This window comes from Aeromonas sp. HMWF015 (genome assembly GCF_963878965.1).
GTDB lineage: Bacteria > Pseudomonadota > Gammaproteobacteria > Enterobacterales > Aeromonadaceae > Aeromonas > Aeromonas veronii.
The window spans coordinates 1-23,405 of the sequence record NZ_CAWNZT010000159.1 but is presented as its reverse complement, the minus strand read 5'-3'; the positions used below and the strand labels follow the sequence as shown (position 1 = coordinate 23,405).

Genomic DNA, 23,405 nt, shown 5'->3' with positions numbered 1-23,405 from the left:
GCCCATGTTTGGCCAGCAGCCCTTCGATGTCGGTGACAAACGCCGGCAGCATACGCTCCGCTTCGGCCATCGCCAGCGGGCAGGTGGGCAGGGCCACACAAGCCATGGATTGCTTGCGCTGCTCGCTCACGCCGTCATCCAGCAGGCCGTACTGGCGCGCCAGGGCTTCGATGCGGGCCTTCTCGCCGGCAGGCACGCCCGCGATGATGAGGTTCTGGTTGGCAGTCAGGCGAAAATCCCCCTGATGCACCTTGGCGATCTCCAGCATGCCGGTTTTGAGGGGCTTGCCAGGGAAGTCCAGCAGGCGGCCATTCTCGATAAACAGGGTGAGGTGGTGCTTGCCGTCGATCCCCTCGACCCAACCGAAGCGATCGCCACGGCTGGTGAACTCATAGGGGCGAACCGGCCCGAACTGGATGCCGGCGCGGCTCTCCACCTCGGCCTTGAAGGCTTCGACGCCGACGCGCTCGAGGGTGTACTTGGTCTTGGCGTTCTTGCGGTTGACCCGGTTGCCCCAGTCGCGCTGGGTGCTGACCACGGCGGCCGCCACCTCCAGCACGTGGGAGAGCGGAATAAAGCCAAAGTCGCTCGCCTTGCGCGGGTAGGTGCTGGTGTCGCCGTGGGTCATGGCCAGCCCGCCGCCCACCAGCACGTTGAAGCCTACCAGCTTGCCGTGTTCGGCAATGGCCACGAAGTTGAGATCGTTGGCGTGGATATCCACGTCGTTGTGGGGCGGGATCACCACAGTGGTCTTGAATTTGCGCGGCAGGTAGTTGGAGCCCAGGATCGGCTCCTCATCCTGCCCCAGTTTTTCACCGTCCAGCCAGATCTCCACGTAGGCGCGGGTCTTGGGTAGCAGGTGTTCGGATATCTTCTTGGCCCACTCGTAGGCCTCCTGATGCAGCTCGGACTCCACCGGGTTGCTGGTGCAGAGCACGTTGCGGTTCACATCGCCGGCGGTGGCGATGGAATCTATGCCGGTGCTGTTGAGGGTCTGGTGCATCAGCTTGATGTCGCGCTTCAATACCCCGTGGAACTGGAAGGTCTGACGGGTGGTCAGACGGATGCTGCCGTAGAGGCTGTGCTCTTCGGCGAACTTGTCGATGATCTGCCACTGGGCCGGGGTGATGATCCCCCCCGGCAGGCGGGCGCGCAGCATGACGTTGTGCAGCGGCTCCAGCTTCTGGGCGGCGCGCTCCTGGCGGATGTCGCGGTCATCCTGCTGATACATGCCGTGAAAGCGGATCAGCTGGAAGTTGTCGCCGTTGAAGCCGCCGGTGAGCGGGTCCTGCAGATCCTGCTCTATGGTGCCGCGCAGGAAATTGCTCTCGCGCTTGAGGCGCTCGTTGTCGGCCAGCGGTCCTTCGACCGGTCCCGCTTTTTGGTGAGAAAGAGGTTGTTTGCTCATCAATAGACATCCCTTTGATAACGTTTGGCACGACGCAATTCGCTCAAATACTCTTCTGCTTCCTCACGGCTCTTGTGACCGTGTTCGGCAATCACATCCAGCAGGGCCTCCTGCACATCCTTGGCCATCTTGTTGGCGTCGCCACACACATAGAAGTGAGCACCTGCTTCCAGCCACTGATAGAGCTCCTGGCCCGCTTCGCGCAGTCTGTCCTGCACATAAATCTTGTTGGCTTGATCCCGGCTGAAGGCCAGGGAGATCTTCGACAGCAGCCCCGATTTTACATAACGCTGCCACTCCACCTGATAGAGGAAATCCTCGGTAAAATGCGGATTGCCGAAGAAGAGCCAGTTGTTGCCTTCGGCTCCCTGAGCTTCCCGCTCCTGCAGAAAGGCGCGGAACGGGGCTATGCCGGTGCCCGGCCCCACCATGATTACGGGGGTGTCGGGATTGGCGGGCAGGCGGAAGTTGTCGTTGTGCTCCACAAACACCCGCACCTCGCCATCCTCAATCAGCCGATCCGCCAGATAGGAGGAGGCGGCGCCAGAGCGCACTGTGCCATCTTCCTGCGGGTAGCGCACCACGCCGACGGTCAGGTGCACCTCCTCTTCCACTTCGCTCTGGGCGGAGGCGATGGAGTAGAGGCGCGGGGTGAGGGGGCGCAGCAGCCCGATCAGCTGCTCGGCCGTGAGGGCGGTCGGGAAGCGTTTGAGCACATCCACCACCTGAGCGGAGGCGACCAGTGCATTGACCTGGGCCTTGTCGCCCGCCAGATCTTTCAGCGCGGCGTTGTCCGATATATCAGCGAGCCCAGTGATAAAGCCGCCGTGCAGCCGGGTCAGTTCGAAGTGACTGGTCAGGGCGGCGCGCAAGGTGCCGTGGGCCGTGGCTTCATCACCAGAGAGGCTGGTCAGGGCCAGCACTTCGCCCACCAGGTCGGCGTCGTTGTCGAACCAGACGCCGAGGGCATCCCCCGGTTGATAACTGAGGCCGGAGTCGGCCAGATTGATCTCGATATGGCGGATATCCTTGGTGGAATCCCGGCCGGTGATCTTCTGATTGACCGACAGGCGGGCAGGGAAGGGGTTCTCCTTGCTGTATTGGCTGTGGCCAACCGCCTGCTGCACCGAGCTGGTCACGCTGCTGCTGGCCGCTCCGGTAGAGAGGGTCGTGGCAATGGCGTTGAGCGCTTGTTCGCCCCACGACTTGGCGGCATCCTGATAATCCACATCGAGGCTGGCGAGCTCATAAACCCGCTCGGCCCCTGCTTTGGCGAGGAAGTCGTCAAAATCTTTGCCGGTCTGGCAGAAAAATTCGTAGGAGCTGTCACCCAGCCCCAGTACCGCGAACTTGAGGCCGTCCAGCTTGCCGATCTTGCCTTTTTTAAGCTGCTCGAACAGATCGACGGCGCTCTCCGGCGGTTCACCCTCCCCGTAAGTGCTCACTACCACCAGCAGGTGGCTCTCTTTCTTGAGCTGCTTGGGTTTGTAGTCGGCCATCGACGCTAGGGTGACCGGTAGACCGCGGGCCTCGGCCTGCGCCTTGATGGCAGTGGCGACACCTTTGGCGTTGCCGGTCTGGGAGCCGTAGAGAATGGTCAGGCTGCCGCTGGGCGCAGCCACGGCGGCGCTGGTTGCAACGCCTTGGTGACCGCTCTGGGAGAGGCCGTAGAGATAACCGCTCACCCAGGCCAGTTGCTGGGTATTGAGGGTCGAGAGTACCTGACCCAGCTGACGTTGCTGCTCGTCAGAGAGGGGGGAGAGGTTGAATGGGGAATCCTTCAATTGCATCACACGCGTCTTCCATGGTCTGATTTTTGGCCAGATTAAAGGGCGTGTTGTCTAACAACAAAGAATAAAAATATCTTCTTTATTCTATTAATGCATTAAAGGGGCAGATGTACGCCTGTTCCCGCAGCAAAAGAGGGGCGTGGTATAAAGTGCGTTAAATGAGAGCCACTTGATAACACAGGAAGTGCCATGTCGAATATCCGATTGTTTCATGTCAATGCGTTCAGTCAGCAGCCCCTTGGTGGCAATCCCGCGGTGGTCGTATTGGGAGCAGCCCTGCCTGATGCCAGCCAGTTGGCGATGGCGGCCGAGTTCAATCTCTCCGAGACGGCCTTTCTGGTGCAACTTGGCAGGGCCCATTACCAGTTACGCTGGTTCACGCCGAAAGTCGAGGTTGATCTCTGCGGTCATGGCACCTTGGCGGCTGCTCATGTGTTGTGGCAGACAGGAGCGGTAGCTGCACACGAGACTATCCGCTTCGAGACCCGTAGTGGTGAGCTGCTGGCCCAGCGCGAAGATGAGTGGATTTGGCTCGATTTTCCACGTATCGCATTGGCTCCACTGACTCTGGTCCTAGCCTATGCTGCCGCGCTCGGCTGCCAACCAAGACAAACCCTAGCGGCCGGAGACAAGTTCTTGCTGGAACTGGCAAGTGAAGAGGAGATCCGTACGCTTTCGCCTGATTTTCATGCTCTGCGTGCTTTGCCGGGACGGGGGGTGATAGTGACGGCGCCCTCAAACGACCCGAACCATGACTTTGTCTCCCGCTATTTCGCCCCTTGGGTGGGCGTCGATGAGGATCCGGTTACTGGTTCCAACCACTGCGCTCTGGTGCCCTTCTGGGCCGAACGGCTTGGTAAACGGCAACTGCGGGCCCGTCAGATTTCGGCCCGTGGTGGTGAGTTGCGGCTTGAACTGCAGGAGGCGCGGGTACTGATGGCCGGTCAGGCCGTCACCTTGTGGCAGGGAGAGTGGCTGCTACCGCCAGCCTCATAAGCGGTAAGCATTCGTCAATTGTTGTGAGCATTATAAAAAAACGCCCCGCAGTCGCGGGGCGTTTTTATGGGCTATCACGCTCGGGATTGACCCAAGGGATTTAGCTGGCTTCTGTGGGCCTTACTTCTGCGGACGCAGGGCAGGGAACAGAATAACGTCACGGATGGTGTGGCTGTTGGTGAACAGCATTACCAGACGGTCGATACCGATACCCTGACCGGCAGTCGGCGGCAGGCCGTGTTCCAGTGCGGTGACGAAGTCTGCGTCGTAGAACATGGCTTCGTCGTCGCCAGCTTCTTTCTGATCAACCTGATCCTGGAAGCGCTTGGCCTGATCTTCTGCATCGTTCAGCTCGGAGAAGCCGTTGGCCAGCTCGCGGCCACCGATGAAGAATTCGAAGCGGTCGGTTACGTCCGGGTTCACGTCGTTGCGGCGGGCCAGCGGAGAAACGGCAGCCGGGTACTCGGTGATGAAGGTCGGTTGCAGCAGCATGTGCTCCACGGTCTCTTCGAAGATCGCGGTGATCACGTGGCCCAGCTCCCAGCCCTTCATCAGCTCGATGTGCAGACGCTTGGCAACGGCCTTGGCGCTCTCGAGGGTAGCCAGATCGTCCAGAGTTACATCCGGGTTGAACTTCAGGATGGACTCGACCATGGTGAGGCGCTGGAACGGCTGACCGAAATCGATGGTCAGGCCCTCTTCGCCCTCTTTGGCGTAACGGATCTTGGTGTCGCCCAGGATGTCCTGCGCCAGGGTGCGCAGCAGCTCTTCGGTCAGGTCCATCAGATCGATGTAGTCGGCGTAGGCCATGTAGAACTCGATCATGGTGAACTCGGGGTTGTGACGAACCGAGATACCTTCGTTACGGAAGTTGCGGTTGATCTCGTAGACACGCTCGAAACCACCGACCACCAGACGCTTCAGATAGAGCTCCGGAGCGATACGCAGGTACATGTCGATGTCCAGCGCATTGTGGTGAGTGACGAACGGACGTGCAGAGGCACCACCCGGGATGACTTGCATCATCGGGGTTTCCACTTCCATGAAGCGCTTTTCGTTGAAGAACTTGCGGATACCGGCAACCACCTGGGTGCGGATCATGAAGGTCTTGCGAGACTCTTCGTTGGCGATCAGGTCCAGGTAGCGCTGGCGGCAGCGAGCTTCCTGGTCGGTCAGGCCTTTGTGCTTCTCGGGCAGCGGACGCAGTGCCTTGGTCAGCAGGCGGATATCGGAAACGTGAACGGAGAGCTCACCGGTCTGGGTCTTGAACAGGGTACCTTCGACACCCACGATGTCGCCCAGATCCCACTTCTTGAACTGCTCGTTGTAGAAACCTTCCGGCAGGTCGTCACGGGTGACGTAGACCTGGATCTTGCCGGCCATGTCCTGCAGGGTGGCGAAAGAAGCCTTGCCCATGATCCGGCGGGTCATGATGCGACCGGCAATCTTCACCCGTTTACCCAGGCTCGTCAGCTCCTCGGCGCTTTTGTCGTCGAACTCTGCGTGCAGATCGCCAGAGAGGCTGTCGCGACGGAAGTCGTTGGGGAAAGGATTACCCTGGGCGCGCAGGGCGGCCAGCTTGGAACGACGCTCGGTCATCTCGTTGTTGAGTTCGAGAGTTTGGTCGACTTCCGGAGTGATGGTTTGTTCAGACATGGTGATTCCTGCTTGTTTACAGACCTGATTTCAGGCTGGCTTCGATAAACTTGTCCAAGTCACCGTCGAGCACCGATTGGGTATTACGGGTTTCGACGCCGGTGCGCAGATCCTTGATACGGGAGTCATCCAGCACATAGGAACGGATCTGGCTGCCCCAACCGATATCAGACTTGGTCTCTTCCAGGGCTTGTTTCTCAGCGTTCTGCTTCTGAATTTCCAGCTCGTAGAGCTTGGCTTTCAGCTGCTTCATACACTGGTCTTTGTTTTTGTGCTGGGAACGGTCGTTCTGGCACTGTACCACGACACCGGTCGGAACGTGGGTAATACGTACCGCGGATTCGGTTCGGTTAACGTGCTGACCACCGGCACCGGAGGCACGGTAGACGTCGATCCGCAGATCCGCCGGGTTGATCTCGATATCGATATCGTCGTCGATTTCCGGGTAAACGAACACAGAACAGAAGGAGGTGTGACGGCGGCCACCGGAATCGAACGGAGACTTGCGAACCAGACGGTGTACGCCGGTTTCGGTACGCAGCCAGCCGAACGCATATTCGCCGGTGAACTTGATGGTGGCGGATTTGATACCGGCCACGTCGCCGTCGGAGCATTCAATCAGCTCGGGCTTGTAGCCGTGGGCATCGCCCCAGCGCAGGTACATGCGCAGTACCATGTTGGCCCAATCCTGTGCTTCGGTACCACCGGAGCCGGACTGGATGTCGATATAGCAGTCGGAGCCGTCGTGCTGACCGGAGAACATGCGGCGGAACTCGAGATCCACCAGCTTGGCTTCCAGCTGTTCGGATTCGGCGATGGCTTCGTTGAAGGTCTCTTCGTCTTCCCCTTCGACGGCCAGGCTCACCAGCATCTCGACGTCATCGACACCCTGGGTCAGGGTGTCGATGGTGCCGACCACGTTTTCCAGCGCAACGCGCTCTTTGCCCAGCGCCTGTGCGCGCTCGGGTTCATTCCATACGTCCGGCTGTTCCAGCTCGGCGTTGACCTCTTCTAGACGCTCTTTCTTGGCGTCATAGTCAAAGGTACCCCCTAAGAAGCTCGGTCCGCTCAGACAGCTCCTTAAGTTTATTTAATACGGGATTAACTTCGAACATCGTGAAAACTCTCAGGGTCGATGTGATTTAAAAACGGGATATTCTAGCCAATTGTGGAAGGAATAAACAGGGTTGCCTTGGCTTGTGCGGCTCATGCCGTCAATTTCTGGTGCACTTTTCTCCACCTCGGTAGAAAATATCGCCCGCAGACCCATTTTCAGGTTCAGTTTTGGCCATTCGGGTCGCTAATGACTACGTGTAGTGTTGTGCAATTTAGGGAAAAACCCGCTCCTCACCTCAATAAGAAGAACATATGATGAAAAACCTGTCACTCAAGCAGAAGATACTGTTGTCAGTGGTGATCGCCCTTTCGTTGGTGATTTTGTTGCTCTCCTGGCAGAGCTATAGCAGCCAGAAGTCCCTGTTGCTGCAAGGCAGCCAGGAGCAGTTGCAACGGCTGGGTACCCAGCAGGCCGAGCGTGTCAGCGACTGGCTCGCAGCCCGTCGTGACGTGATCCAGGCGCTCGGCAACAAGGCCGGTGCAGACCCCCTCAATGCCTTGCAACAGGCACAAGTTTCCGGCCGTTTCCAGCTCACCTATTTCGGTGAGAGCAGCGGCAAGATGAATGACTCCGATCCCTCCATCAACCGCGATGGCTACGACCCGCGCTCCCGTGGCTGGTATCAGGAGGCGATGGGCAAAGGTGGCCTGATTGTCACCAAGCCCTATCTCGATGTGGCTTACAACATCATGGTGGTGACCCTGGCCCAGCCGGTTTCTGGCGGGGTCGTCGGTGGTGACCTCTCCATCGCCTCGCTGGTGGAAGACGTGACCAAGATGCAGCTGCCTGCCGACGGTTTCGCCATCATGATGCACAAGGATGGCACCATCATCGCCTACAAGGATGCCGCCAAGGCGATGAAACCGGCCAGCGAGATCGACAATGATCTGACCAACGCGCTGATCGAGCAGAGCAAGTCGAGCAAGGAGCTGGTGCCAGCTTATTTTGACAACGAAGGTCGAGACAAGCTGCTGTGGGCGGCCGATATCCCCGACACGGATTGGGAGCTGGTGCTGGTGCTGGACAAGGCCGCGCTGGAAGCGCCGCTCTCCTCTCTGCTGATGACCCAGCTGGGGATGGCGCTGCTGGTGCTGGTGGGCAGCATCCTCGCTATCTCCTGGCTGGTCAGCATGCTGCTTGGCCCGCTCACCAAGGTCTCCCAGGCACTGGCTCGTATTGCCGATGGTAATGGCGATCTGACCCAGCGCATCAAGATCGACGCCAACGACGAAGTGGGCCAACTGGCCAACAGCTTCAACCGTTTCGTCGGCAGTCAGCATCAGCTGATCGGCAATATCCGTCAGCTGGCCAACGAGCTGAACGCCGATGCCGAGCGCAGTCTGGTGACCAACCAGGCCGCGGTGGACGAGCTGCAGCGTCAGCAGCAGGAGGTGACCATGGTCGCCACGGCGGTCACCGAGATGGCGAGCGCCACCATGGAGATCGCCGGCAACGCCGAGAACACCGCCGCCGCAGCTCAGCAATCTGCCCAGAGCAGTGAGCAGGGCAAGATGCTGGTCAACAAGACCCGCCAGTCCATCAATGGTCTGGCCGAAGAGGTGGGGCAGGCGACCGAGGTGATCGGCGAGCTGAGCCGCCACGCGCAGGCCATCACCAGCATCCTCTCCACCATTCAGGGGATTGCCGAGCAGACCAACCTGCTGGCGCTGAACGCGGCCATTGAAGCGGCCCGCGCCGGTGAGCAGGGGCGTGGTTTTGCGGTGGTGGCTGACGAGGTGCGGGTGCTGTCGCGCCGTACCCAGGACTCCACCCAGCAGATCCAGTCCACCATCGAGACCCTGCAACAGACCACTGCCCGTGCGGTGAGCCTGATGCAGACCAGTCAGGGGCTGGCGGACAACAGCGTGCAGGATGCCGATCAGGCGGTACGTGCGCTGGAAGAGATCACCAGCGCCATCTCCCTCATCTCCGACATGGCGGGTCAGATCGCCACTGCCGCCGAGGAGCAGACCCAGGTGACCGGCGAGATCACCCAGAACACCACCGCCATCAAGGATGTGAGTGACGAGATCACCGCCGCCGCCATGCGCGATCTGGATCAGGCCCACAGCCTCAAAGGGCGTGCAGCTGACCTTAACCAGCAGGTGTCGACCTTTATCCTGTAAGGTGCACGTCTCGGTCTGTTCCGGCTGACATAAACAAGCCCCGCCCTCTGTCGAGTGCGGGGCTTTTTGTTGTTCGGAGGAGTGCGGGATGTGGGGACTTCGGGTCTTCTGAGTTGCTCGCGGGTCACCTTGATGGCGGATACGAGCCCCGGCTCTGCCTGCGTCACCTGGCGAGTCGATAACAAACAAAGAGCCCACCGAAAGGTGGGCTCTGATCATATACGTCTGACGGAAAGGGAATTACAGGAATGGCATCGCCATAAACAGCTTGATCACCATGGCGTTGATGATGTCGATAAAGAAGGCGCCCACCATGGGCACCACCAGAAACGCCAGGTGGGAGGGGCCAAAGCGCTGGGTGATGGCCTGCATGTTGGCAATCGCCGTCGGGGTGGCCCCGAGGCCAAAGCCGCAGTGGCCCGCCGCCAGCACGGCCGCATCGTAATTGCTGCCCATCACCCGGAAGGTGACGAAGATGGCGTAGAGCGCCATCGCCACTGTCTGGGCGGCCAGCAGGATGAAGATGGGCAGTGCCAGGCTGGCCAAATCCCACAGTTTCAGGCTCATCAGTGCCATGGCGAGGAACAGCGACAGGCTGACGTTGCCCAGCAGGGAGACTTCTCGATCGCTCACCTCATGCCAGTTCAGCAGGGTCAGGACGTTGCGCAGCAGTACGCCGACAAACAGCACGCAGACAAAGATCGGCAGCTCGAAGGCGCCCCCTTTGAGCGAGGCGGAGAGCAGCTCGCCTCCCTTGAGGCTGATGGCGATCAGCGCCAGCGTCTCGATGACGCTGAAAGTGGTGAGGGGGCGCTCCATATCCGGCATTTCGAAGCCCTGGGGGGCCTCATCCTGATTGTGCTCCTCACCGGGCACCTGCACTTTCTTCACCAGATAGCGAGCCACCGGACCACCGATCAGGCCGCCCAGCACCAGACCGAAGGTGGCACAGGCGATGGCGAGTTCGGCAGCGGATTGCACGCCGTACTTCTCGGAGAAGGTCGCACTCCAGGCCGCACCGGTGCCGTGGCCGCCGGAGAGAGTGATGGAGCCGGCCAGCAGCCCCATGTGGGGATCCAGACCGAGCAGGGTCGCCAGACCGACACCCAGACTGTTCTGCACCAGCAGCAGGCCGGTGACCACCATCAGGAAGGTAACCACCGCCTTGCCGCCGCGTTTCAGGCTGGCGAGATCGGCGGAAAGACCGATGGAGGCGAAGAAGGCCAGCATCAGCGGGGTTTGCAGGCTGGTATCAAATTGCAGCTCCATCTGCAGGGTGGAGCGCAGCAGTAGCAGTACCAGCGCGACCACCAGGCCGCCGGCTACCGGTTTGGGGATGTTGAAGGTACGCAGCAGCCCGACTCGGGTAACCAACACCCGGCCAAGCAGCAATACCAGAGTGGCAGCGACCAGCGTTGCGTAGGAATCAAGTTGTAACATTCAGTACTCCCATGTTGATTGGCTGTGTCTTTCATAGCAAAAGACTTACAGATTCAGCCGGGATGAAAACAGTGTGGCTTATGTGCCAGCAAAGAAGGGGAAACATCTCCCCGCCCCAGGAAAGATGGGGCTTGTGCGGGCCTGAAATGCTCAGGCATCCAGATGAGATTTTAGTAAAATCCGGCGGATTGTAGCAAAAAGCATTGTTTAATTCCATCTTTGTCGTATTAATGCTCGTTTTAGTGGTTTATTGTGACATTTAACACTATGTAGGTAGAGGACAGAAAAGCCGAAAAGGGTGCATGGAACGGCTGTCATTTGGGGCGCCAGTCTCTATAATTCGCCGGTTTCCGCTGCACGCAGAGGCGCTGGCGGGCGTTGACATTGTGGTTCACCCCGACATGGTTCATGTTCCGGCGGTGTTCACTTCATCAAGAGGAGAGGGTGTGAAGAAGTCTATCTACATTGCCTACACAGGCGGCACCATTGGGATGCAGCGTTCCGATCACGGCTACGTGCCGATGGCGGGCTTTATGGAAGACTGTCTGGCGCGGATGCCCGAGTTCCACCGCCCCGAGATGCCGGATTACCATATCCACGAGTATGCGCCCCTCATCGACTCCTCCGACATGACCCCGGCGGACTGGCAGCGTATCGCCGAGGATATTCGCGACAACTACGAGAAATACGATGGCTTTGTGATCCTGCATGGCACCGACACCATGTCGTTCACCGCCTCGGCGCTCTCCTTCATGCTGGAAGACCTGCACAAGCCGGTCATCATCACCGGCTCCCAGATCCCGCTCGCCGAGCTGCGCTCCGACGGTCAGCAGAACCTGCTCAACGCCCTCTATATCGCGGCCAACTACCCGATCCACGAGGTGACGCTGTTCTTCAACAACCAGCTCTATCGCGGCAACCGCAGCAAGAAGGTGCACGCCGACGGCTTCCACGCCTTCGACTCCCCCAACTATCCGCCGCTGCTCAATGCCGGGATCGCCATCTCGCTGGAAGCGGGCGAGTTGGGTGTGCCGTCCGAGCTGCCGCTGGTGCTGCACGACATCACCCCCCAGCCGATCGGCGTGGTGACCCTCTATCCGGGGATCTCCAGCGAGGTGATCGCCAACATCCTGCAACAGCCGGTGAAGGCGCTGATCCTGCTGTCGTTCGGGGTCGGCAATGCGCCGCAAAACCCGGCCATGCTGGCGCTGCTTTCCGAGGCTTCGGCCCGCGGCGTCATCATCGTCAACCTGAGCCAGTGCTTGCACGGCAAGGTCAATATGGGGGGCTATGCTACCGGCAACGCCCTGTCGCGGGCCGGGGTGATCTCGGGCTTTGACATGACCGCCGAAGCGGCGCTCACCAAGCTGCACTTCCTGCTGAGTCAGGACTTGCCCTCCCACCGCATTCGCGAGTTGATGCAGCAGTCCCTGCGCGGGGAGCTGACTCCCTGAGAAACTGTCCGTGACCTTACTGCGAAGCCGTGATCAAGGCTCATGTGCTGCTCGGAATCCTCACGTATATCTATACGCTCCGGTTCCTGCGCTGCTCTTCATCTTGCTGACGTCTTCTCGCTACAGGTCGTGAACAGCTTCTGACCTCCCTACCATGGGGAGAGTGGAAAAAGAGGGGAGCCATGATGGCTCCCCTCTTTGCTGTGGCCGCCGCGAGCGGCCTGCCGAGTCAGGTTCAATGGTTAAGGTCGACCCGCACTATCTCTTCCTCGTCGCGATACTGACGCTTGAGCTCGCTCTTGCTCTTCATCACGATCTCGCCGTCACGACCGATGTTCATATGTTCGGGATTGTCGAGATGCATCGCTTGCCAGGCCATCACGGCTTGCAGCGACGTGGCCTTCTGCTCGTCGGTGAGGGGCTTGCCATCGGGCCACTTGCCCAGCTCGACTGCGGTCTTGAGCCGCTCGTACACCTCTGCGGGCATCTGCCTGATTGCTTGCAAAAACTCACCCTGTTGAAACGACATCCGGCCTTCTCCTTGAACTATTGAGCCATAAACTTCGGGGTCAGCCCGGCAGCTCCTGGCGGGCTATGCCGGTAGATCCTGGCGGACTACGCCAGCCATCTGCTCCATCACCCTCACTACCTGACAACTGTACCCGAACTCGTTGTCATACCATACGTAGAGCACACAGTGATCCCCTTCGGCGATGGTCGCCTGGGAGTCGACGATGCCCGCATAACGGGAGCCTACCATGTCGGAGGAGACCAGCTCGGTGCTGGCGCTGAAGTCGATCTGGCGGTGCAGGGCCGAGCTTAACGCCATCTGCTGCAGATAGGCGTTGAGGCTCTCCCGATCGGTGGCCTGCTCCAGCGACAGATTGATAATCGCCAGCGAGACATTGGGGGTCGGCACCCGGATGGCGTTGCCGGTCAGCTTGCCCTTGAGCTCGGGCAGCGCCTTGGCCACCGCCTTGGCGGCGCCGGTGCTGGTCATCACCATATTGAGGGCGGCACTGCGACCGCGGCGCTCGCCTTTGTGATAGTTGTCGATGAGGTTCTGATCGTTGGTGTAGGAGTGGACCGTCTCCACGTGGCCGTGGCGGATGCCGTACCGCTCCTGCATCACCTTGAGCACCGGGGTGATGGCATTGGTGGTGCAGGAGGCGGCAGAGATGATCCTGTCATCGGGGCCTATCACCTCATGGTTGACCCCGAACACCACGTTCTTCATCTCCCCTTTGCCGGGGGCAGTCAGCAACACCTTGCCGGCACCGCGCGCCTTCAAGTGCTCGGAGAGGCCTGCTTCGTCACGCCAGACGCCGGTGTTGTCGACGATCAGCGCATCGTGAATGCCGTAGGCGGTGTAGTCGATGTCGGCCGGGCTATTGGCGTATATCACCTGAATGAAGGTGCCGTTGGCGATGATGGCGCTGCGTTCCACATCCACCTCGATGGAGCCGTTGAAGGGGCCGTGCACCGAGTCGCGGCGCAGCAGGCTGGCGCGTTTCTCCAGATCCCCGTCGCGACCACCGCGTACCACGATGGCGCGCAGTCGCAGCGGATTGGCGGCGCCGGTACGCTCGATCAGCAGGCGGGCCAGCAGGCGGCCGATACGGCCAAAGCCGTAGAGCACCACGTCGGTCGGCTGCGGCATCTGGTTGCGGCCAAGGGCTGGTGCCAGTCGCGCTTGCAGATAGTCCTCGATCCCCGCTTCATCCTGATGCTCCTGCCAGTAGCCGACTGCCAGCTTGCCAAGGTCAACCTCGGCGGCGGTGGGGTTGAGGGCAACGATAGCCTGAAGCAGGGGGAAGCTTTGCTGGATGGGGAGGGGAGCGCCTTGGTGGCGGCGGACGACCCGGTGGGCCTTGAGGATATCGATGGTGGAGGCGTTTTGCAGCGGGCGGCCGTAGAGGGTGATCTCGACCCCTTGTTGTCGGTAGAGGCGACCAATCAAGGGCTGCATGGCTTCGGCGAGCTCCTGGCTCTCCTGCCACGCTTGCAAGTAGTGCTCGTGGGTCATTGACCAGATCCTTTATTTCACGTTGTTGGTGTAATAGAAAATTCGTCGAATGCAGATCAGTGTAGGGGTGTATATTTCGTTATATTATTCTGCAGTCGCGGCCTTATATGGCGCGCGCATTGTAATGGATATGTAACCGGTTTGCTAGCCGGAGGTGGCCTGTGAAGGCGCCAGTTGTTACCAACCGCGTTACCAACAAGATGTGAGCCATGGCCAATTTCCCCCTGCGACAGACTTTCATCATGCTTTCCGTCGGCCTTGTGGTGGCGGGCTGCAATGACGACCGGATCCACAATATTTGCAGCAACCATCCCGAGCTCTGTCAGGATCTGGTGGATGATGGCTGGTGCCGCTATGAGCGTACCGACATCATTCGCAGCCGCTTCTATCTCAAGGAGGAGGGGACGGATCGGCACAAGTACGAGCTGATGCGTAACCTTGAGCGCTATCTCAAATGTGCCGAGCGCTCCACCAACATCGAGTACAAGAATGCCCGCGAGCAGAAGAGTCCACGGGTCGAGGGAATGCTGGCGGCCGGGGATCAGTTGGCCCAGCTCGATGCGGCGACTCGCAATTCGCAAGATCCCTACCTGCTGCTCTGGCACTGGACCAACAACACCAACGAGCTGGCTCGTCAGCAGTTTATGGCGCAGGAAGGCACCAAGGCGCTGGATGAACCCGAGCTGCAACTGGCGCTCGGCGGTATCTACGCCAAGAGCGACCCCGAAAAGGCCATTGCCACCCTGCAGCACGGCCTCTCCCTCTATCAGGAGGGAGATAAGGTCAACAGCCGCATGTTCACCTCCCTCAGCACCCTCTATATGGGCCAGAAACAGTACGGGCTGGCCTATCTGTGGGGCAAGGTGAGCGAGTCGTTTCAGGATAGCCCCGAGGTTTCAGCCAAGCGTTTTGGCATCTACCACACCCTGAGCAAGACAGAGCAGGATGGCTACGATGTGCGGGCTGCCGAGATTGTCGAGCAGCTCAAGCATGGCAACTACCGGCCCTGAGGCAGTGATGACGACGTTCTCTCCGGCCAGCTGCTGGCCCAATCCGTTCGATCTCTCTTTCGTTCATGGCGAGGTACGTACCGATGGCCGCACGCTTGAGCGCCTCACGGTGCGCGCCGTGGTGCCCCGTGGCGACGAGCTGCTGCTGGTTCACTCCCGGGTCAACGGCGATCTGATGTTCCCCGGGGGCGGCATTGAAGCGGGGGAGAGCCATCATGTGGCACTCGCTCGCGAGCTGCTGGAGGAGTGCGGTGCCGAGCTGCGGGAAGTGGGGGGCCTGCTTGGCGAGACCCGTGAATATCGCGCCGCCCGCGAGCCGGGGTTCGATGCCTACTGCATCCGCTCGCTCTACTACTTGTGCCGGATTGGCGATCAGCTGGTGGCCCCGCAGCCGCAGCCCTACGAGATCCGCCTTGGCTTCGTGCCCGGCTGGTTTGCCCTCGACGAGGCGCTGCAGACCAACAAGACCCAGCTGGCGGGGCCCTGTCCCCAGTGGACGGCGCGGGAGACCCGGGTGCTGGCCCAGCTGCAACGCTGGCATCAGCAGGGGAGCTTCGACCACGGCTACTGAAGTAGATCAAGCCGCAACGGTCAGTGACACCAACAAAAAGAGCGCCAATAGGCGCTCTTTTTCATTGTGAGGGTGGCGGTTACTTGGCCACTCTGTCGTGCGAGATCATTTGACCTCTTCGCCCTTGGCTTGCAGATCAGCATGGTAGGAGGAGCGAACGAAAGGACCACAGGCGGCGTGGGTAAAGCCCAGCTCCATGGCGACATCTTTCAGCTCGTCAAACTCTGCTGGCGGCACGTAGCGCTTGACCGGCAGGTGGTGGCGGCTCGGCTGCAGATACTGACCCAGGGTCAGCATGTTGACGCCGTGGGCGCGCAGATCCTTGAGCACCTCGACGATCTCTTCGTTGGTCTCGCCAAGACCCATCATCAGACCGGACTTGGTCGGCACGTGGGGGTGCATCTCCTTGATGCGGCGCAGCAGCTCCAGCGACCACTTGTAGTCGGCACCCGGGCGGGCGACGCGATACATGCGTGGCGCGGTTTCCAGGTTGTGGTTGAAGACGTCCGGCGGGGTCTCGCGGAACACCTCAAGGGCCTGCTCCATCCGGCCACGGAAGTCCGGGGTCAGGATCTCGATGCGGGTCTGCGGGCTGTGCTCGCGGATCTCGCGGATGCAGTCGGCGAAGTGCTGGGCACCGCCGTCGCGCAGATCGTCGCGGTCCACCGAGGTGATCACCACATACTTGAGGTTCATCTCCTTGATGGTCAGCGCCAGCTTCTTCGGCTCTTCCGGATCGAGTGCCAGCGGGCGGCCGTGGGCCACGTCGCAGAAGGGGCAGCGACGGGTGCAGATGGCGCCCATGATCATGAAGGTGGCGGTGCCGTGGTTGAAGCACTCCGCCAGATTGGGGCAGGAGGCCTCTTCACACACCGAGTGCAGCTTGTTCTTGCGCAGGGTGCTCTTGATGTGTTCGATCTTCTGGCTGGAGGGGGGCAGCTTGATCCGCATCCAGTCCGGCTTGCGAAGGAGTTCTTCGTTGGGATCCGGCATGAATTTCACCGGGATCAGGGCCATCTTGTCGCCATCGCGCAGCTTGACGCCCGGCTCCATACGAACGGGTTTGCTCATGATTCACTCTCGGTGTTTGTTATTGTTTGATAGCCAATCAGGCGGGCCAGCTCGGCCACCAGAATGGATTGCGCCTCGGCCACGCTCTGCGGGCCGCCCAGGGCGCTGGTCTGGGTCATGGCCATGCCCGCATAGCCGCACGGATTGATGTGCAGGAAGGGGGTCATGTCCATGTTGATGTTGAGGGCCAGCCCGTGGAACGAGCACCCCTTGCGGATGCGCAGACCCAGCGAGGCCAGTTTTGCCTCCATGCCAAGGTCATTTTTCACATAGACCCCGGGGGCATCGGCCTTGGCATAAGCCTGGATATCGCTTTTCGCGAGGGTGTTGATGATGGCTGTCTCCAGCGCGGTCACCAGCTCGCGAACCGAGAATTTGCAGCGGCGGACATCCACCAGTACGTAGAGCACCAGCTGGCCCGGGCCGTGATAGGTCACCTGACCGCCGCGATCGCTCTGCACCACCGGGATATTGCCCGGATTGAGCAGGTGTTCGGCTTTGCCGGCCTGACCCTGGGTGTAGACGGGATCGTGCTCGACCACCCAGAACTCGTCCGGGGTGTCGCTGGCGCGGTTGTCGGTGAAGGCTTTCATGGCGTCCCATACCGGCTGGTAGGGGCGGCGACCCAGCTGCCTGACAATCAGGCTGGACTGGGCGGGGATCTGGGATGACATGGCGTCCTCGCGGCGTGCTGCGGCCAAAAACAGTCGCCCCGCAGAACGGGGCGAGAGAGAAATTACAGTACGTATTTCACCAGCTCGATCTTGCCAAGGGCGTGGTACATCGCTTCGATGTGCTCTTTGCTCTGGGCAGTCACGGTCACGCGGACCGAGTGGTAGTTGCCCTTGGAGCTGGGCTGGACTGTCGGGCTGTAGGTGCCGGGGGCGTGCTGCTGCAGCACTTCAACCACCATTTCCGGCAGTGCCGGGTCGGCAACGCCGAGTACCTTGAACGGGAATTTGCAGGGAAACTCCAGCAGTTCATCAAACTTGGTATTCATTTACTCACCTTTTGCGTCATCACCGGGATGACTTCATCTTGGATGGCTAGTGGCCGATGGCCCGTTGAGGCCGCCATTTCAAGTCTATATGGGCACGGCTCATAACTATATGGGCGCTGCCCGGACCGGGATCAAGGCCAGGATCGGTCAGACAAGGATGGAAGTGCTGCTTTTTACCACAAATCAGGGTAAGGCGGAACCTGCAGTTTACAGGGTTATTCACTGCCTTTGTCCGTCACAGACAGCAGCGGCGCCTGTTGGCGCCGCTGTTTGGTGAGGATTGTGCGTTGGATTACTTGAACCAGCTGGTGACCAGCAGTACCAGGTAGTCCCACAGACGGCTCATCAAGCCACCTTCCTGCACCTCTTCCAGGGCAACCAGCGGCACCTGCTTGATCTCTTTGTCGCCCTGCTTCAGGAACACGGTACCGACGCGCTGACCCTTGGCCAGCGGGGCTTTCAGCTCGCTGTCGAGCTGGAAGTCAGCCTTGAGGTTGTTGCCCTGACCGCGGGTGACCAGCACGGAGACATCTTTGTCGACGCCCAGTTTCACTTCAGACTTGTCGCCCATCCAGATCTTCTGGGTGACCAGCTCGGTGCCCGCCTTATACGGGGTCAGGCTCTGGAAGAAGCGAAAGCCGTAGGTGAGCAGTTTTTTGCTCTCTGCGGCGCGGGAGGCTTCGCTGCTGGCGCCCAGTACCACGGCGATCAGGCGCATGCCTTCGTTGTTGGTGGCAGAGGAGACCAGGTTATAGCCGACCTGGCTGACGTGGCCGGTCTTGATGCCATCCACCTGCAGGGATTGATCCCACAGCAGACGGTTGCGGTTGTGCTGGGTGATGCCGTTGAACACGAAGGATTTCTGAGAGTAGATCTTGTACTCCTCCGGCAGGTCGCGGATCAGCGCCTGACCCAGACGGGCCATGTCGTGAGCGGTACTGTAGTGACCTTCCGCATCCAGACCGTGCGGGTTCATGAAGTGGCTGTCGTTCATACCGAGCTTGGCGGCCCAGCTGTTCATCAGGCTGGCGAAGGAGTCGGTGCTGCCCGCCAGGAATTCGGCCATGGCGACGCAGGCGTCGTTGCCGGACTGGATGATGATGCCCTTGTTGAGATCATCGACGGAGACCTGCTTGCCCACCTCGATAAACATCTTGGAGGAGTCGGAGTAGTTCTTGGACCAGGCGTTCTGGCTGATGGTCACCATGTCGGTGCGCTTGATGTTCCCCTTCAGCAGCTCCTGGCCGATGATGTAGGAGGTCATCATCTTGGTCAGACTGGCGGGCGGCAGACGCTCTTCGGCGTTCTGCTCGGCCAGCACCTGACCTGAGTAGTAATCGATCAGAATATGGGCCTTGGCGGAGATCTCCGGCGCGGCGGGAACCACCATGGGCATGGCATTCGGGGTCGGTGTCGGCACCGGCGTATTGGCCTGGGCGGTTACGCTGATCAGTGAGGCCAGAAGAACTGAACGGGCAAATTTGGACATCTTGAAATTCCTGCGAGCCAGATGGGGATAAAATGCGGGCCTAACTATACCAGATGCGCCCGCAGGTTATAGCCCGAGATGGCGATCAGAACTGGTTTTTTATCCATCACTCCCTGTCATCACGCCATAAAACGACGTGATGACAGTGAGTAAGCGATTAGTCACATCCGCGGCAAAAGGGGACGATCAGGGCACGATAAAGGCCTGTTCCAGTCCGCCCTGACGTACTTTTTCCAGCACACTTGCCTGCTGGTCGGCGGCGACCGGGCCAATCAGCACCCGGAAAATGGCGCCATGGGCATCGATCCGGTAGGGCACGCCGTAACGCTGGGTCATCACCTTGCCCATCGCCTCGGCCCGATCCCGGGAGCCGCTGGCCAGTACCTGGATCATCTTGCCATCACCACTGCTGGCGGGCTCTGCAGCCTTGGCTGGCGCTGGTTTGACAGGTGCCGCTTTGGCGGGCTTGGCGGCGGGTGCCTTGACAGGAGCCGGATCGGCAGCGGGAGTGGCTATCGCCAGTGCGGTTGGTTCACCCAGGAAGCCATCTTGCGACAGCGTGTTGGAGGCCGCAGCCGGAGTGGTCGGAGTCATTTCGATGGGCTTCATTGGCTCCATGATCACCATCTGATCCGGAGTGTCGCTGATCAGCTCCAGCCGTACTCGGGCCTCACCGCTATCGACCATCTCCAGCTGCTTGGCCGCTGCGTAGGAGAGGTCGATCAGGCGCGGGCTGTTGAACGGGCCGCGGTCATTGACCCGCACAATGGTCTCCAGCCCGTTGTCCAGATTGGTGACCCGCACATAGCTCGGGATGGGCAGGTTGCGGTGGGCGGCACTGAACAGCTTGCTGTCCAGCACATCGCCGTTGGCGGTCTTCTGGCCGTCCAGATCCGGCGACAACCAGCTGGCGGTGCCCTCTTCGCTGTAGTGTTTGATGTCGCGCCACACCTCGTGCTTCTGCTTGCCAATCCAGTAGTCCCGGTTGCCGCTGGCACTCAGGGGCTCGGGGCGCGGAATGGCGCCGGTGGCTTGCGGGATCTCGATAACGGGTGGCTTGCTGACCGGTGCTTGCGGCTCGATGGGGGCGCTCTGTTCCGGCTGGCTGCTACAGGCGGCCAGCAACAAGCTCAGGCTGAGCGGGAGGAGTTTGTGACGAAGATGCATACGCTTCCTGAATGGCTTGGCTAAGTTGATACACCGCCATCGCATAGAGTTGGCTGCGATTGTAACGGGTGATCACATAAAAGTTATGCCGTGCGACCCAGTATTCCGGTCCATCGGCTTGGGCAAACGCCAGCAACTTGACCGGCGTCTGTGGGGCCAGCGGCGTGGCGAGCTCAATCCCTGCCGCCGCCAGTTCTGACCACTGTTGTGTTAGCTCGGGCTCAGGCCTGAGTAGAGGTTCGACCGCCATCAACCCGATCTGGGCCGGTTCCACCACGGATTCGCCCCAGCGCCACTGGTGGCTGGCAAAATAGTTGGCCACGCTGCCGATGGCATCGACCGGGTTGGCAAACAGGTCCCGCTTGCCATCCCCGTCAAAATCGACGGCATAGTGGCGATAGCTGGAGGGCATGAATTGCCCCATCCCCATGGCGCCGGCATAGGAGCCCTTGAGGCGCTCCAGCGACCACCCCTCTTCCCTTGCCAGCAACACCAGCTGGGCAAACTCCTTGGCAAAGAAGTCGCTGCGCTCCGGGTAGTGGAACCCCAGGGTGTAGAGGCTATCGAGCACCGGATGACGGCCCATCTGGCGACCGTAGAAGGTTTCTACCCCTATGATGGCCACGATGAGCGAGGCGGGCACCCGATAGGTCTGCTCCGCGCGAGCCAGCGTCTCGGCATGTTGCTGCCAGAACTGCTGGCCATCACGGATGCGATCCGGGGTAACAAACAGCGGCCGGTAGCGATGCCAGGGTTTGGCCTCCCACGGCTTGCTGATGGTGTCGAGCACCTCCTGCCGTAACTGGGCGCGGGCGACGGCAGCCTGCAGCTCCGCCAGCGGCACCTGCTGCTGTTCGGCGAGCAGGGCCAACCGATCCGGCGCCACGGCGGCGGTCGCCATCGTGGTGGCGAGAGAGAGCAGCAATCCGACCCGTCTCATCAGGCGAGTAGTCTTCTATGAGTCTGGATGGACATCAGTATGCCAAAGCCAGCCATCAGGGTCACCATGGAGGTGCCGCCATAGCTCACCAGCGGCAGGGGTACCCCCACCACCGGCAAGATGCCGCTCACCATGCCCATGTTGACGAACACATAGACGAAGAAGGTGAGGGTGATGGCGCCACCCAGCAGTCGCTCGAAGCTGTTCTGGGCCTGCATCGAGATAAACAGGCAGCGGCTGATGACGTAGAGGTAGAGCACCAGCAGCAGGGCAACCCCCACCAGACCGAACTCCTCGCTGAACACCGCGAAGATGAAGTCGGTATGGCGCTCGGGCAGGAACTCCAGCTGGGACTGGGTCCCTTGCAACCACCCCTTGCCAAAGACGCCGCCGGAGCCGATGGCAATCTTGGACTGGATGATGTGATAGCCGCGGCCGAGCGGGTCTTTCTCCGGGTCGAGCAGCATCAGCACCCGCTGGCGCTGGTAGTCGTGCATCAGGAAGAACCAGAGCACCGGCATAAAGGCCAGCATCAGCAGGACCGCCAAGCCGATCAGCCACCAGCTGAGCCCCGCCAGGAAGATGACGAAGAAGCCGGAGGCGGCCACCAGAATGGAGGTGCCAAGGTCAGGCTGGGCGGCGATCAGCAGGGTGGGCAGCAGCACCATGATGAGGGCGATCACCACATGGCTGAACTTGGGGGGCAGCGAGTGGCGGCTGAGCCAGGCGGCCACCATGATCGGCATGGAAAGCTTCATCACCTCTGAGGGCTGGAACTTCATAAAGCCCAGATCGAGCCAGCGCTGGGCCCCCTTGCCGATGTGGCCGAACACGTCCACCGCAATCAGCATCAGCACCACCACGGCGAACAGCGGCACGGACCAGCGAGCGTAGAGGGAGGGGGGCAGCTGGGCCAGGCCGATCATCAGGGCAAAGGCGAGACCGCCGCGCACCAGCTGGCGCACGATGGAGTCCATATCCTGACCGGAGGCGGAGTAGAGCACCACCATGGAGAGGGTCATCACGGCCAGCAGACCGAGCAGCAGGGGCAAGTCGATATGCAGCTTGTACCAGATGCTCTGCTGGCGGGCAGAATTACTCATTGGGAGCGACCTCACTCGGTTGGGACGGCTTTTCCGGTGCCGGTGGCAGTTGCGGATCAGGGGGCAGCAGATAGGCATCCAGCATTTGGCGTGCAATGGGCGATGCAGCTCGACCACCACCACCTCCGATGGAGTTTTCCAGTACCAGAGCTACCACCGCTTTGGGTGCCTCGAAGGGGGCATAAGCAACGAACAAAGCGTTATCGCGATGCTCCGCCTTGACCGTCTTGATGTTGTAAACCTGATTTTCCTTCAAACCGACTACCTGGGCTGTGCCCGATTTGCCGCCTGAGGAGTAAGGCGCCTTGGCAAACGAGTGACGGCCACTGCCTTCACTGCCATGGTTGACTCGCCACATCCCATCCTGCGCCACTTTCCAGAAGCTGTCGTTCTTGAGCTTGAGGGCGATATTGGGGTTGATGGGGGCATCGACCACCCCCGCCTGGGAGGCTGTGCTCTTGAGCAGGTGCGGGGTGACGTCGTGACCATTCTGGGTCAGGATGCTGATCGCCTTGGCCAGTTGGAGCGGGGTGGCGCTCCAGTAGCCCTGACCGATACCGACAGAGATGGTGTCACCCTGATACCAGGGCTGGCGCCAACGGGCCATCTTCCAGTCACGGGACGGCATGACACCCTTGGTCTCTTCATAGAGATCGACCCCTGTGTACTGACCGAAGCCAAACTTGGTCATGTAGCTGTGGATCTTGTCGATGCCGACCCGATAGGCGAGATCGTAGAAGTAGGTATCTGCCGAGACCTCGATGGCGCGATAGACGTCGAGCCAGCCATGACCCCAGCGGCGCCAGTCGCGAAACTTTTTGGTGGTACCGGGAATGGAGAAGCTCGGGCCGCCGAAATAGCGGTAGCCCGGGGTAATGGCCCCCTCGTTGAGACCCATGATGGACATCATGGGCTTGACGGTGGAGGCAGGGGCATAAATGCCCTGAGTGGTGCGGTTCACCAGTGGTCGCGCGGGATCGTTGAGCAGCGCCGAGTAGTTGGCGCTGGAGATACCGGTCACGAACAGGTTGGGGTCATAGC

General features: G+C 60.4%; 20 protein-coding genes. 5 read left to right on the top strand and 15 right to left on the bottom strand.

Annotated elements, in window-relative coordinates:
- Together cysI and AACS18_RS08065 are read right to left on the bottom strand one after the other, a co-directional pair.
- A partial coding sequence (gene cysI / locus AACS18_RS08070) for an assimilatory sulfite reductase (NADPH) hemoprotein subunit (protein WP_258228886.1) occupies positions 1-1,408 on the bottom strand: 1,408 nt, incomplete at its 3' end.
- The gene (locus tag AACS18_RS08065; protein ID WP_181363428.1) at positions 1,408-3,198 is read right to left on the bottom strand and encodes an assimilatory sulfite reductase (NADPH) flavoprotein subunit; all 1,791 of its coding nucleotides are present in this window, start codon (positions 3,196-3,198) and stop codon (positions 1,408-1,410) included. The genes AACS18_RS08065 and cysI, both read right to left, overlap by 1 nt.
- Positions 3,199-3,387: 189 nt before the next feature.
- On the opposite strand from AACS18_RS08065, the gene AACS18_RS08060 reads away from it, so the two are divergent.
- Positions 3,388-4,194: a PhzF family phenazine biosynthesis protein gene (locus AACS18_RS08060; protein WP_108614089.1), complete on the top strand. Its 807-nt coding sequence runs from the start codon at positions 3,388-3,390 to the stop codon at positions 4,192-4,194.
- Between the two features lie 120 nt (positions 4,195-4,314).
- Here the strand turns inward: AACS18_RS08060 and lysS are convergent, their stop codons facing one another.
- Complete coding sequence (gene lysS / locus AACS18_RS08055) at positions 4,315-5,850, bottom strand: lysine--tRNA ligase (RefSeq protein ID WP_005335201.1); 1,536 nt, start codon at positions 5,848-5,850, stop codon at positions 4,315-4,317.
- 16 nt (positions 5,851-5,866) lie between these two features.
- Positions 5,867-6,965, bottom strand: a protein-coding gene (gene prfB / locus AACS18_RS08050) for a peptide chain release factor 2 (RefSeq protein WP_108614088.1) whose coding sequence is annotated in 2 segments (ribosomal slippage) — positions 5,867-6,889 and positions 6,891-6,965 — 1,098 coding nt in all. Because the reading frame shifts where the segments join, the coding sequence is not laid out codon by codon here.
- Between the two features lie 256 nt (positions 6,966-7,221).
- Between prfB and AACS18_RS08045 the strand changes: the two genes are divergently transcribed.
- Positions 7,222-9,093, top strand: coding sequence for a methyl-accepting chemotaxis protein (locus AACS18_RS08045; RefSeq protein ID WP_108614087.1), 1,872 nt, complete (start codon positions 7,222-7,224; stop codon positions 9,091-9,093).
- Positions 9,094-9,333: 240 nt separating this feature from the next.
- On the opposite strand, the gene gltS is transcribed toward AACS18_RS08045, so the two are convergent.
- Complete coding sequence (gltS, locus tag AACS18_RS08040) at positions 9,334-10,533, bottom strand: sodium/glutamate symporter (protein WP_108614086.1); 1,200 nt, start codon at positions 10,531-10,533, stop codon at positions 9,334-9,336.
- Positions 10,534-10,979: 446 nt separating this feature from the next.
- On the opposite strand from gltS, the gene ansA reads away from it, so the two are divergent.
- A complete protein-coding gene (gene ansA, locus AACS18_RS08035) occupies positions 10,980-11,987 on the top strand; it encodes an asparaginase (protein ID WP_108614085.1) in 1,008 nt (335 codons plus the stop codon).
- Positions 11,988-12,222: 235 nt separating this feature from the next.
- Here the strand turns inward: ansA and AACS18_RS08030 are convergent, their stop codons facing one another.
- Positions 12,223-12,516, bottom strand: a complete 294-nt coding sequence (locus AACS18_RS08030) for a YeaC family protein (protein ID WP_011707127.1) — start codon at positions 12,514-12,516, stop codon at positions 12,223-12,225.
- 63 nt (positions 12,517-12,579) lie between these two features.
- Complete coding sequence (locus AACS18_RS08025) at positions 12,580-14,013, bottom strand: glyceraldehyde-3-phosphate dehydrogenase (protein ID WP_108614084.1); 1,434 nt, start codon at positions 14,011-14,013, stop codon at positions 12,580-12,582.
- A gap of 209 nt (positions 14,014-14,222) precedes the next feature.
- On the opposite strand from AACS18_RS08025, the gene AACS18_RS08020 reads away from it, so the two are divergent.
- On the top strand, positions 14,223-15,023 hold the full coding sequence (locus AACS18_RS08020; protein ID WP_108614083.1) for a DUF2989 domain-containing protein: 801 nt from the start codon (positions 14,223-14,225) through the stop codon (positions 15,021-15,023).
- A gap of 7 nt (positions 15,024-15,030) precedes the next feature.
- Positions 15,031-15,594: an NUDIX domain-containing protein gene (locus AACS18_RS08015; protein WP_108614082.1), complete on the top strand. Its 564-nt coding sequence runs from the start codon at positions 15,031-15,033 to the stop codon at positions 15,592-15,594.
- Positions 15,595-15,699: 105 nt separating this feature from the next.
- On the opposite strand, the gene lipA is transcribed toward AACS18_RS08015, so the two are convergent.
- From lipA to AACS18_RS07975, 8 genes are all read right to left on the bottom strand, one after another.
- Complete coding sequence (gene lipA, locus AACS18_RS08010; protein ID WP_005335190.1) at positions 15,700-16,665, bottom strand: lipoyl synthase; 966 nt, start codon at positions 16,663-16,665, stop codon at positions 15,700-15,702.
- Complete coding sequence (gene lipB, locus AACS18_RS08005; protein WP_108614081.1) at positions 16,662-17,339, bottom strand: lipoyl(octanoyl) transferase LipB; 678 nt, start codon at positions 17,337-17,339, stop codon at positions 16,662-16,664. Before lipB ends, lipA begins: the two co-directional genes overlap by 4 nt.
- Before the next feature lie 62 nt (positions 17,340-17,401).
- On the bottom strand, positions 17,402-17,665 hold the full coding sequence (gene ybeD, locus AACS18_RS08000) for a DUF493 family protein YbeD (protein ID WP_005335178.1): 264 nt from the start codon (positions 17,663-17,665) through the stop codon (positions 17,402-17,404).
- A 292-nt stretch (positions 17,666-17,957) separates the two neighbouring features.
- Positions 17,958-19,154 carry a D-alanyl-D-alanine carboxypeptidase family protein gene (locus AACS18_RS07995; protein ID WP_108614080.1) on the bottom strand — a complete coding sequence of 399 codons (1,197 nt, stop codon included), beginning with the start codon at positions 19,152-19,154 and terminating at the stop codon, positions 17,958-17,960.
- A gap of 186 nt (positions 19,155-19,340) precedes the next feature.
- Complete coding sequence (locus AACS18_RS07990) at positions 19,341-20,321, bottom strand: septal ring lytic transglycosylase RlpA family protein (RefSeq protein ID WP_108614079.1); 981 nt, start codon at positions 20,319-20,321, stop codon at positions 19,341-19,343.
- The gene (gene mltB / locus AACS18_RS07985; protein ID WP_108614078.1) at positions 20,263-21,261 is read right to left on the bottom strand and encodes a lytic murein transglycosylase B; all 999 of its coding nucleotides are present in this window, start codon (positions 21,259-21,261) and stop codon (positions 20,263-20,265) included. The genes AACS18_RS07990 and mltB overlap by 59 nt, the downstream gene beginning before the upstream one ends.
- Entirely contained in the window at positions 21,261-22,364 is a 1,104-nt protein-coding gene (rodA, locus tag AACS18_RS07980) for a rod shape-determining protein RodA (RefSeq protein WP_005335170.1), read from the bottom strand. Before rodA ends, mltB begins: the two co-directional genes overlap by 1 nt.
- A partial coding sequence (locus tag AACS18_RS07975; protein WP_258228885.1) for a penicillin-binding transpeptidase domain-containing protein occupies positions 22,357-23,405 on the bottom strand: 1,049 nt, incomplete at its 5' end. The genes rodA and AACS18_RS07975, both read right to left, overlap by 8 nt.

Bases quoted from the DNA above. Each gene is read 5' to 3' on its own strand.
- lipB (WP_108614081.1), bottom strand. From the start codon at position 17,339: ATGTCATCCCAGATCCCCGCCCAGTCCAGCCTGATTGTCAGGCAGCTG.
- AACS18_RS08065 (WP_181363428.1), bottom strand. From the start codon at position 3,198: ATGCAATTGAAGGATTCCCCATTCAACCTCTCCCCCCTCTCTGACGAG.
- AACS18_RS08020 (WP_108614083.1), top strand. From the start codon at position 14,223: ATGGCCAATTTCCCCCTGCGACAGACTTTCATCATGCTTTCCGTCGGC.
- AACS18_RS08045 (WP_108614087.1), top strand. From the start codon at position 7,222: ATGAAAAACCTGTCACTCAAGCAGAAGATACTGTTGTCAGTGGTGATC.
- AACS18_RS08060 (WP_108614089.1), top strand. From the start codon at position 3,388: ATGTCGAATATCCGATTGTTTCATGTCAATGCGTTCAGTCAGCAGCCC.
- AACS18_RS07990 (WP_108614079.1), bottom strand. From the start codon at position 20,321: ATGCATCTTCGTCACAAACTCCTCCCGCTCAGCCTGAGCTTGTTGCTG.
- ybeD (WP_005335178.1), bottom strand. From the start codon at position 17,665: ATGAATACCAAGTTTGATGAACTGCTGGAGTTTCCCTGCAAATTCCCG.
- mltB (WP_108614078.1), bottom strand. From the start codon at position 21,261: ATGAGACGGGTCGGATTGCTGCTCTCTCTCGCCACCACGATGGCGACC.
- lipA (WP_005335190.1), bottom strand. From the start codon at position 16,665: ATGAGCAAACCCGTTCGTATGGAGCCGGGCGTCAAGCTGCGCGATGGC.
- AACS18_RS07995 (WP_108614080.1), bottom strand. From the start codon at position 19,154: ATGTCCAAATTTGCCCGTTCAGTTCTTCTGGCCTCACTGATCAGCGTA.
- rodA (WP_005335170.1), bottom strand. From the start codon at position 22,364: ATGAGTAATTCTGCCCGCCAGCAGAGCATCTGGTACAAGCTGCATATC.
- AACS18_RS08030 (WP_011707127.1), bottom strand. From the start codon at position 12,516: ATGTCGTTTCAACAGGGTGAGTTTTTGCAAGCAATCAGGCAGATGCCC.
- gltS (WP_108614086.1), bottom strand. From the start codon at position 10,533: ATGTTACAACTTGATTCCTACGCAACGCTGGTCGCTGCCACTCTGGTA.
- AACS18_RS08015 (WP_108614082.1), top strand. From the start codon at position 15,031: ATGACGACGTTCTCTCCGGCCAGCTGCTGGCCCAATCCGTTCGATCTC.
- AACS18_RS08025 (WP_108614084.1), bottom strand. From the start codon at position 14,013: ATGACCCACGAGCACTACTTGCAAGCGTGGCAGGAGAGCCAGGAGCTC.
- lysS (WP_005335201.1), bottom strand. From the start codon at position 5,850: ATGTCTGAACAAACCATCACTCCGGAAGTCGACCAAACTCTCGAACTC.